The organism is Roseateles sp. P5_B10, from assembly GCF_056400485.1.
On sequence record NZ_JBFULE010000459.1, the window covers coordinates 1 to 4,224 of the forward strand.

Sequence of the window (4,224 nt, forward strand, 5' to 3'; positions counted from 1 at the left end):
GCAGAGAAGGGTTATGCGGATGGCGCCGAAGACGTTGCTGCAAAGCGCGCCTCCAAGAATTAAAGTGATGATCGCAGATGCGATTCGCCATACCCGTCGATTCGCTTGATCGTGGCGATTGCATCGAGAAGGTCGGTGACAGAAGCACCTTGCTCGAGGAGTTGATTTGCCGACTCTTCGGCGAGAACGGTAAGCGAGACAAGCGCCGAGGCTTCCGATGGATTCGCTCGGCGCACATATGGCTTGCTCAGCATTGCCAGCCCGAGACGAGCTTGTGTCAGCGCACCGCGCATGTCCCCGCTATCGCGAAGTCGAAATCCGCGACCGGCGGCGGCGCTTGCGCGCATGGCGATCGCGAAGCTTTTCGCGGAATCAAGAAGACGCATAACGTTTGAATTCACCGGCGACAATAGGCCGTCCGGTGGAATGATTGGTTAGCCAGGGCCGCACGAATTACTACTCTGTGGCTACTTTCGAAGCTCAGGTGGAATTGGCCGAGACGGACCTCTCTTCGCGCACTCTTCATCAAACCAGCACCACTTCTCTGGGTTGTTTGAAACGTCCTCGATAAACGGTATCCACGCAGTCTGGGCCTCGTTCAGGCGGACATTGAGTCTGTATTTCCTACCAGCCTGTGCATCGAATTCAACGGTCTTGTCTTCTAACGACCAGCGATAGGAGTTCATGCCGTGCAACTCATAGCCAAGAACTATTTTTGTTCTCCCCGGCTGCAATGCAATGTCCGCATCCAAGTTTGATCTGCCGGCGCGCATAGGGGTGATTGCAAACCTTCTGTCACCGTTTATTGACCTAACAATGGTCCCTAGATAGGGTTTCAAGAGGGCTTCCTCTGCTGCCGGAAGTGGCGGCCCTTCGTAAGCCCTCATGTAGGTTCTGTCTGTCGCGCATCCGACAATTCCAAGAGTCAGTATCAGTGTGCAAATGCCAAGTCGTTTCATAAAGTGCTTGAGAGGTGGTTGTGATGGCTAACGTTGGCGCTCAGCGGGCGGCGGAGCCGTCCGCTGCAGCAATTGGTTAGGTAGCACTCTTCGACTCCGAAGAATCAGAGCTTGCCWCGCTGACCATAGGAATAGTGAACAACGAAAGCCCTGCTCCAACCAAGTAGGTCCAGATAACGGCCGATTCGACAAATGGCGGCATAAGCAGTTGAAGGATTGCCTGTCCCGARAAGACCCCGAGAAGAAAATATGCGGAGACACCGCCGACAAGGAGGGTCGGCAGCATAGGAGCCTTGTTTCGGACCAAGGTCACGCCAATGATTGCTGAGAGGACGGCGCAAATCACGATGGCAGCCGCCGCACGACCCGCCCCTACGTGCGAAAGCCAACGCGCACCCCCAAACGTCCTTCCCATTGCGTAGAGGCCAAACACGTAGTAAGCGCTCTGCATGAACCACAGGACTGCGAAGAATCTTTTCGCCAGAGTCATCTTGATACCTAACGTTGAAGACAAGCGGCGCCGAAGGCGTCCGACTTGGTTGACCAGTTATGCCTCATTTGCGCTTACCTTCGAACCTGTCAGTCAACTCGTAAAGCAGGCGAAGCTCTTCTTCTTGCCTCGGGTCACCCTCCAGCAAATCGATGCGATGACGCACGAAGTAGAACTCGGCTTCGCCACGGATGGAGCCTCGCGTTTTGATCTTTGTGAGGCGCTCGGCTTCCTTGGCCAAGAAATCCGGGTAGTGGGCTGACGTTGCTGCCGCCAATGCATGGATGGCGCTCTTGCGCGCCTCGGGCTGCATTGATTGCACCAACATTGGTGTCTCGCGAAGACCTTGTTCCATGCCTGCGGCAAGCGCTGATCGAGGAGCAACAGTTGCCGTCACATATTGGTCTCGGATGCCAGTCCAGTTGTCCACCAGGCGCTTCGCCGTCGGATCGTCGAGCTCGGCGATGCCGTCATGGAATTGGTCGAAAACCGCGATCAATTTCGCGAGCTTGTCACTTCGTACCACGGAACATTCCTGAGGCATAACGTGCGAACTCAGCGGACGGCGAAGCCGTCCGCTGCAGCGAAAGGTTGAGCATCAAGTTTCTCGCTGCTTGCATGGAATGTTGGGCACCCCAGCGTGGTGCCCACGCAGTATTGGATCAGGCCGGCCAGTTTCTCGTTTAGCAATGCACGGCTGCCCAACTCTGGAACCGACGACTGATCGGTGTCACGCTCAGAGCGCAGACTCCAATGGCCGGGTAGATGGAGCAAATCCGCGAGTGCAGCTTCGAACTGTTCAGCGGAGGGCCAGGGGTAGGCGCGGCTGTGATCGAGCGTTGGCAGCAGATCGACAAGGAGTTCGTCCGCGAGGGGTTGAGCGATGACCGTACCGATCAGAGTGCCGTCGACGTAGCAAAGCAGTTCATCCGTTTCCCCGAACGGCGTCACATACGGCCGAACTTCAAGCTCCGCTGGCTGACGCATCAATCTCAGCCAGAACGAATCAGGCGAGCGAACAAACGGCGCGGTTTGCATTGATGCTCAACGTGAAAGCTCAGCGGACGGCGAAGCCGTCCGCTGCAGCGAAGGGTTGGGCATCGGCCTACTTTTGCTGCGCACTGTTGGCGGCCTTCTCGAGTTCAAGGCGGGCGCCTTTGAGATTGACCTCCATCTCGGAGGCGATTGATGTGAACTGCTCCTGAATGAGTGCTGCAATCTGGGGGCGCTTGGCCACGGACGCCTTACCGGCCGGGGACTCATAGAAGCGAGTGATCTCCAACATCTCGGATTCGTTGAAGACCTTCCCAAAGATCGCGGCGTACCGCGGCCGAAGGCTCTCCGAAGACAGGCTGCGTTGCAGTTCGGCAGCAAGCGCTGCCTCGTACTTGTCGATGGCCGCGCGCAGCGGCGGGGTGATGCCGGGCTTTGCTCGCCACTTAGCAATCTCGGCCTTCACTTCGCGATCCAAACGATATCCCCAAGCCTCGCGAACCGGCTCAAACTGATACGCGTTCAGGAAGCGCTCAAGCGTTTGAGGCGTCGGCTGCTGAGCGAGCGCCGGCTGAATAAGCAAAGTCAGCAGCAGCGCGGAGAGAACTTTTGTCATGCTTGGAAATAAATGAATTGATCGATGCTCAACGAGGCTGTCCAAAAACCCTGTATCCGCAAGCACTCCTGCCGTGCAGCCCGCATGAATGGCTGTTGAATCGAGTCGGTGACTTCATCGGTGACATGGGCTGAATTTTCGGTTCCATGGCGCCTGCGCGCCTGCCTGACCTCAATTGTGTCGTCTGCTTGTCCGGTTACTGAACCCCGGATTGCCCGAACCCCGCCTTCGATAGCTTTTCGATGTTGTGAACTAGGCAGTACAGGCTCCATTGCGTTCTGACCTTGGCTTGGCCCCGATGGTTAAAGCGGCTCAGCCGCTTGTTGTGACGCAGGTTTGCAAACACCGGCTCGACGGTGCCGATGCGCTGGCTATACAGCTGCCGGCCTCGCGGTGAATCGATGGCCTGGCGCATGCGCTCGCTGGGGTGATTGGGCTCTGGCGCCTTGGGCCGGAAGCGGCTGACTTGCCGGCCCCGCAGCAGCTGGCTCTGCGGCGCACCCCGGCTTTTGATGCACTGCCGGCGCAGCCCGCAGGGGCCGCAGTCCGCCACTTGGGCGATGTAGGCCTGGTACGGCTGACCGCTGGCCGTGATGTGCAGGGTGCCCTTGCTGCTCAACACTTTGCCCGCCGGACAGGTCGCCGTGTTGTCTTCGTTGAAGTCGAAATCCTTGGGCCGAAAGTGCTTGATTTCTTCGGGCTGGTCGCTGGCCTTCTTCTGCGACAGCGGGTCAGGCTTGGCCTTGTGTTTGCCTTGCCCTTCGAAGCGCTCATCACGCTTGCGCATCTGGTTGTCGGCTATCAAGGCGGGGGTGTGGGTGTCATGCAGTTGCTGCACGTTGGCGTCGCTGTGATAACCCGCGTCGGCTGTGACCAGGGTGTTGTCATCGCGCCAGGGTTTGGCCTGTTCGATCATGGGCGCCAGCATGCTTTGCTCGGAGCCTGAGCCCACCACATCGGCGGCAATGATGATCTGGTGGGCGCTGTCCACCGCTGCTTGCGCGGCATAGCCCTGGATGACGCCCTTGTTGGTGGCCATCTTGGCGCTGTCGGGGTCGGTGATGTTGGACTTCAGTTCCTGGCCCTTGCTGTTCAAGCGCTTGGGGTGCTTGGCGACGAATTCACGTGTGCGCGCAGCCTCTTGGCGCAGCTCGTCCATGCGAGCC

At 58.2% G+C, this 4,224-nt stretch carries 6 protein-coding genes; all 6 read right to left on the reverse strand.

Annotated features, from left to right (window positions below; genetic code table 11):
- Positions 1 to 59 precede the first annotated feature (59 nt).
- Positions 60 to 386 carry a hypothetical protein gene (locus AC1DU6_RS21815; protein WP_477859553.1) on the reverse strand — a complete coding sequence of 109 codons (327 nt, stop codon included), beginning with the start codon at positions 384 to 386 and terminating at the stop codon, positions 60 to 62.
- Between the two features lie 81 nt (positions 387 to 467).
- Positions 468 to 959, reverse strand: coding sequence for a hypothetical protein (locus AC1DU6_RS21820; RefSeq protein WP_477859555.1), 492 nt, complete (start codon positions 957 to 959; stop codon positions 468 to 470).
- 554 nt (positions 960 to 1,513) lie between these two features.
- On the reverse strand, positions 1,514 to 1,975 hold the full coding sequence (locus tag AC1DU6_RS21825) for a hypothetical protein (protein WP_457326246.1): 462 nt from the start codon (positions 1,973 to 1,975) through the stop codon (positions 1,514 to 1,516).
- A gap of 29 nt (positions 1,976 to 2,004) precedes the next feature.
- Positions 2,005 to 2,487 (reverse strand): hypothetical protein, encoded by a 483-nt coding sequence (locus tag AC1DU6_RS21830; RefSeq protein WP_477859557.1) that lies wholly within the window; start codon positions 2,485 to 2,487, stop codon positions 2,005 to 2,007.
- A gap of 67 nt (positions 2,488 to 2,554) precedes the next feature.
- On the reverse strand, positions 2,555 to 3,058 hold the full coding sequence (locus AC1DU6_RS21835) for a DUF2059 domain-containing protein (RefSeq protein ID WP_457324760.1): 504 nt from the start codon (positions 3,056 to 3,058) through the stop codon (positions 2,555 to 2,557).
- A 196-nt stretch (positions 3,059 to 3,254) separates the two neighbouring features.
- A partial coding sequence (locus AC1DU6_RS21840; protein ID WP_477859559.1) for a transposase occupies positions 3,255 to 4,224 on the reverse strand: 970 nt, incomplete at its 5' end.